We start from the raw sequence: 5,681 nt of genomic DNA, 5'->3' as shown, positions 1-5,681 counted from the left end.
GGCGATCGCGCTGTCCTGGGAGGCCAGCAGCTCATCGGTCGGGGCGGCGTCGCTCATGGTGGAAGTCCTCTCCAATCGTCACGCCGTTGTCTCACCCACGACGCCCGCCGCGATCAAGCCGTCGATCGCCGCCGCGTCGTAGCCGGCCCCGCGCAGGATCGCGCGCGAGTGCTCGCCGAAGAGCGGTGCCGGGCCGTGGACCTTACCCGGCGTCGCCGAGAACTTCACCGGCAGCCCGAGCGTCGTCATCGTCCCGGCGCGGGGATGATCGACCGGGACCACCATCTCGCGGGCCAGCGTGTGCGGGTCGCGGTGCATCTGGTTGACGTCGAGCACCGGCCCGGCCGGCACGCCGCCCGCCTCCAGGCGCGCGAGCCACGCCTCGGAGGTGGCGCTGCGGAAGAACGGCGCCAGCGCCTCGGCGAGGGCGATCCGATGCTCCATGCGGCCGGCGTTGAGGGCGAAGCGCGGGTCGGCGGCGAGTTCCGCGGCGCCGAGCACGTCGAGCAGGCGCAGCCAGTTGGTCTGGTTGGCCGCACCGATGGTGATCCAGCCGTCTTCGGTCTCGAACGCCTCGTAGGGGGCATTCAGCGGATGGGCCGAGCCCATCGGCCCCGGCGCGATCCCGGTCGCCATGGCGATCGCCGACTGCCAGTAGGTCAGGGTGATGCCGGCCTCGAACAGCGAGGTGTCGACCACCTGGCCGAGGCCGGTCTTGAGCCGGTGCGTGTAGGCGGCGAGCACCCCCATCGCCGCGAGGATGCCGGCGGTGATGTCGGTGACCGGCGGCCCGCACTTCATCGGCGGCTCGCCCGGCCCGGCGCCGGTGACGCTCATCAGCCCGCTCATCCCCTGCGCGACGAGATCGAACCCGGCGCGCTCGGCGTAGGGGCCGGAGTGGCCGAAGCCGGAGAGCGAACAGTAGACCAGGGCGGGGTAGCGTTCGCGCAGGGCCTCGTAGCTCAAGCCCAGCTTCTCCATCGTGCCGGCGCGGTAGTTCTCGATCAGCACGTCGGCATCGGCGAGCAGGCGGTGCAGCACCGCCTTGCCGGCCTCGCTCTTGAGGTCGAGGGCGAGGCCGCGCTTGCCGCGGTTCATCATCATGTAGGCGGCGCTCTCGCCCTCGATCGCGGGCGGCACCGAGCGGCGGGTGTCGTCCCCGCCCGGGATCTTCTCGACCTTGATCACCTCGGCGCCCATGTCGCCGAGCATCAGGCCGCAGACCGGGCCCGCCATGATGTGGGCGAGCTCAACCACCTTGACGCCCGCGAGCGGGCCTTCGCGTCGGGTCTCCGTCATAGGCATCCCCTCAGCGCGCCGGAAGGGTCGCCCCCGGCGGGACGAGACCGGCCTCGGCCGGCTCCACGAAGGGCCGCTCGGGATGCATGGTGAAGGCGGCGGCCGCGCCGAGCAGGCACAGGCCGATCGAGCCCGCGAACGGCAGCGTCCAGTCGCCGGTCGCGTCGACGATGAGCCCGAACACGATCGGCGAGACGATCGCCGCCACCGCCGACCCGGTGTTCATCAGCCCGCTCGCAGTGCCGGCGAACTTCGGCGCGATGTCCATCGGCACCGACCAGATCGGCCCGATCACCAGCTCGGCGAAGAAGAAGCCCGAGGACAGCAGCAGCGCGACGTAGGTGAGGTCGCGGGTGAAGAACACGCCGGTCAGGCTCGCCGCCGCGCCGAGAAAGCCGATCACGACGATCGAGAGGCGCGCGAGCTTGAGGTTGCCGGTCTTCTCGAAGATCCGGTCGGAGAGCACGCCGCCCAGCGTGTCGCCGACGACGCCGGCGAAGAACACGCCCGAGGCGAACAGCGCCGAGTTCTTCAGGTCGAGGCCGTAGCTCTGCTTAAAGAAGCTCGGCAGCCAGCCGAGGAACAGCCACAGGGTCCAGCCGTAGCAGAAATAGGTGATCGTGACGGGCAGGATGCGCCTAGTCAGCGCGCCCCACGGCACCGACTGCTTGGCGCCGACCTTGCGCGGGGGCGGCAGCTGGTCGAGCTCGGCTCGGGTGATCGACTTGTGGTCGGACGGGTCGTCGCGGAAGTACAGGTACCAGACCACGACCCAGACGAAGCTGATCGCGCCGAGGATGACGAAGCTCGAGCGCCAGCCGAAATGGTAGATCAGGAAGGCGACGATCGGCGGCGCGACCGCGTTGCCGAGCCGCGCGAAGGCGTGGGTGATGCCCTGCGCGAAGCCGCGCCGTCCGGGCGCGGTCCAGTTCTGCATGGCGCGGGTGGCGGTCGGGAAGGTCGCGCCCTCGCCGAAGCCCAGCAGCACGCGGGCGAGGAACAGGCTGACGAGGCCGCCGACGAACCCGGTGAGGATCGTCGCCGTGGCCCAGATCAGGCCGCAGACCAGCAGCGTGCGCCGCGCGCCGAACTTGTCGCCGACCGAGCCGCCGATCACCTGGAAGATCGCGTAGGGGTAGGCGAAGGCCGAGAGGATCAGGCCGAACTGGGTGTTCGACATGCCGAGATCCTTGATGATCACGGCGCCCGCGGTGGCGATGTTCACGCGGTCGAGATAGGTGATGAAGTACATCAGGCAGAGCAGGAACAGCACGCTGTTCGTGGCGCTCAGGCGCTTGATCATGGCGTCGATCCTCCGGCAGGATTTTTGTCGCAGCCGCCTTGTGGCGGTCCTCGCCGGCACCCTGGCCTCGCGACCGGATGCGACGTTTCGCATTACGTATTCAGTACGCTCGGCCGATGCCGGAGTGCAACCGTCGGTGACAAAGACCCGGTTTTTTCCGCAGGCGCAATCCACCGCGACGTCGGCCGACGGCGGCGTCGGGATGGCTCGGGCAGCGCGAGCGAGGCGGGGGCGGGTCGATCGCACCCGTGGCGGGCCGAGCACGGCACCGGACTGCGCGTCCCTCGCGCCGGGCTGAGGCAGAGACCGCGACGGTCGCATCTCGCCGTCCCCGCTCGCCCTTCTCGCCGTCGGCTGGGGGCGAAACGAAAAACGGGGGCCGAAGCCCCCGTGCTAATCCGTGACGATGGTGGAGGGTTCAGGCCGTGGCGGCGCGCATGCCGTCGTTCGCGGCCGGGGTGGCCGACGGATCGAGCACCTTGCCGCGCGGGCCGACCCAGGTGCCGACCCACTTGCGCTGCCACAGGAACAGGCAGCCGAGCACGATCCCGGCGAAGACGGCGTAGACGACGAAGCCGGTGGCGAAGGCGCCGGTATACTGCTTCGAGAAGCCCATGACGTTCGGCAGGATCGCGCCGCCGAGCGCCCCGATCTCGCCGATCATCGAGCCCGACACCGCGGTGTTGGTGGGGTAGCGCAGCGGCACGAGCTGGAACAGCGCACCGTTGCCGGCGCCGAGCGCGGCGAAGCAGAGCATGAACAGGATCGTGGTCGCGGCCAGCGACGGCGTCGCGGTCAGCGCCAGGAACGAGGCGATCGAGGCGAGCAGGACGACCGAGAGCACGGCGATGCCGCCGAGGCGGTCGGCGAAGTAGCCGCCGAGGATGCGGATGCCCGAGCCCATGAAGGCGGCGAGCATGGTAAGCCGGCCGGCCTCGACCTTGGTCACCGCGAACTGCTCGTAGAAGAACGTCGGCAGGAAGTTCGACAGGCCGATGAAGCCGCCGAAGGTGATGACGTAGATCAGCGAGAAGGCCCAGCCGTCCTTGGTGAACAGGCACGAGATGTGGTCCTTGAAGGACTGGTGCTCGAGATCCGGGGGCTCCTTGGCGAGGACGATCATCACGATGAGCGGGATCGCCATGACGCAGCCGGCAAAGCCGTAGACCGCCTGCCAGCCGTAGGCCTGGGCGAGCGGCGGCGCGAACAGCACGGCGAGCACGGTGCCGGAATTGCCGGCGCCGGCGATGCCCATCGCGAGCCCCTTGTGCTCCGGCGGGAACCAGCCCGAGCCGAGCGACAGGGCCACGCCGAACGAGGCGCCGGCGATGCCGAGCAGCACGCCCATGGCGAGCACGTCGTTGTAGCTGGAGATGAAGAAGAACCCGTAGGCCATCGCCAGCATGATGACGCTCATCTCGGTGATGGCGGCGTTCTTCCGGCCGATGTACTGGGCGAGCACCCCGAGCGGGAAGCGCATGATCGCGCCGGCGAGGATCGGCAGCGAGATCATGAACCCGGTCTGGGCCGGCGAGAGCTTGTAGGTCTCGGTGATGAACGGCCCCATGGCGCCGTTGAGGACCCAGATCGCGAAGCAGAAGTCGAAGTAGAGGAAGGCGGCGAACAGCGTCGGGGGATGTCCCGACTTCATCACGGTCTTGAAGGAGGCCATCGTGGGTGCTCGTCTTGATCGGGCGGGCGCTCGGGCGCAGCCGCTCATGCCGGAGGAACCGGACTCACACCGTCCGCATTGCGAGGCTTCGTTGCCCAGCGTGCCGCGCATGGCGCAGCGCACCACCCCAAGCAGCAACCGTGCCAGACGCGGACGCGACGCCGGATGCCCCCGGCCTGATGAACCGGCGCTCCGGAGGGTCGAACCTTCGGGGTGCAATGGGCCCGGCGACGGGACGGCATGCGGCCGTCCCGCGAGCACCCGGTGCCGGGTTTCAGGGCAACGATGCCTGGGCAGGATGCGATCGCCGAAATCCGCCCAATCCACGGGCATCCCGTGCGGGTGCATGGCCCGCGGATCAACCGATCACGTCTCCGAGATCGGATGCCGGATCGCAGCCTCAATGGCAGGTGGTGATGGTCTTCACGATCCAGCCCTGCTCGGGCTGCCACAACTTGCGGCGGGCACGCGTGCAATCCGGCGGCGCGGTCCCCGCCGTCCAGGCGGCCTTCGGCTCGGACGCGTCCGGCTCGACGGTCTGGACCGGGCGCGGGCGCTCCGGACGCTTCGCGGCGTCCCGGGCGACGGCCGGGACCGCGACGACGCAGGCGAGCGCCAGGAGCGACGCCGCGAGGCGCGCGCGCAAGTTCGAAGCGGATGACACGGGTCGATGTCCGAAGATGGTGTGATCTGCGATACTGTTGGCGCCAAGAGGGGCGACAAATCAATCGCGTCTCCGCAACTTGTCCCCGCTCTGCCGGGAACGATCGGGCATGGTAAAGGGCGGGTGCCGACGGGCGCCCGGATGCTGCCGTCCAGCTCTCGCCTCGCGTTCCGGCCACGCGCCCGCTCTACACTGCAGATCTCGCGACCCCGCAGATTCCGGGAAGACGAGAGCGCGCTCGGGGCCGACCGTTGCAAGGAATCGACGGCACGCGATGAAACGGCGTCCGGGACGCTGCGGAGGATGACGCGACGGGCCGGGACTTGCTAAGCCTTGGATCGTCACCACCGGATCGCGGCCGCCGCTGCACGACCGCGTGACTCAAGGTTCCGTGCCGGCCCCGCGCCGACCCGGGGACCTCGGATCAAGGACGTTTCGAACCGCCATGTCGAATACCCTGCGAAGCCTTCTGCTCGTCGGCGCGATGACCAGCCTCGCGAGCCTGTCCGCGACCGCGCCCGGTCACGCCCAGGGACGGGGCGCCCTCGCCTCGAGCGCCATCGACGGCGTCGGCGACGACGACCGCCTGTTCCAGGACCAGACCGGCGCGCTCTACCGCCTCCGCGCCGGCCGCTACGAGCCCTATGCCGGCCGCGTCGAGTTCGGCCGCGCCGTTCCCGATCGCGCCGCGACGTCCGAGCGCCGCCTCGCCCCCGAGCGCCAGCAGCTCGCCGAGCGCCCGC

The 5,681-nt window shown here is 70.0% G+C and carries 4 protein-coding genes and 1 pseudogene; 1 reads left to right on the top strand and 4 read right to left on the bottom strand.

Annotated features, from left to right (window positions below; all coding sequences use genetic code 11):
* Positions 1–78: 78 nt before the first annotated feature.
* From FV223_RS18630 to FV223_RS18615, 4 genes are all read right to left on the bottom strand, one after another.
* A complete protein-coding gene (locus tag FV223_RS18630) occupies positions 79–1,299 on the bottom strand; it encodes a CoA transferase (protein WP_147728411.1) in 1,221 nt (406 codons plus the stop codon).
* Between the two features lie 10 nt (positions 1,300–1,309).
* On the bottom strand, positions 1,310–2,602 hold the full coding sequence (locus tag FV223_RS18625) for an MFS transporter (RefSeq protein WP_147728410.1): 1,293 nt from the start codon (positions 2,600–2,602) through the stop codon (positions 1,310–1,312).
* A 418-nt stretch (positions 2,603–3,020) separates the two neighbouring features.
* Positions 3,021–4,274: an MFS transporter gene (locus FV223_RS18620; RefSeq protein WP_147728409.1), complete on the bottom strand. Its 1,254-nt coding sequence runs from the start codon at positions 4,272–4,274 to the stop codon at positions 3,021–3,023.
* Between the two features lie 400 nt (positions 4,275–4,674).
* Complete coding sequence (locus tag FV223_RS18615; RefSeq protein WP_147728408.1) at positions 4,675–4,938, bottom strand: hypothetical protein; 264 nt, start codon at positions 4,936–4,938, stop codon at positions 4,675–4,677.
* A gap of 445 nt (positions 4,939–5,383) precedes the next feature.
* Here FV223_RS18615 and FV223_RS18610 point away from each other — a divergent pair.
* A pseudogene (locus FV223_RS18610) lies at positions 5,384–5,681 on the top strand (L,D-transpeptidase); the annotation flags it as partial.

Source organism: Methylobacterium sp. WL116 (assembly GCF_008039455.1).
Taxonomy (GTDB): domain Bacteria; phylum Pseudomonadota; class Alphaproteobacteria; order Rhizobiales; family Beijerinckiaceae; genus Methylobacterium.
Note: the sequence above shows the minus strand (reverse complement) of the source record. Positions and strands in the feature narration are given on the sequence as shown.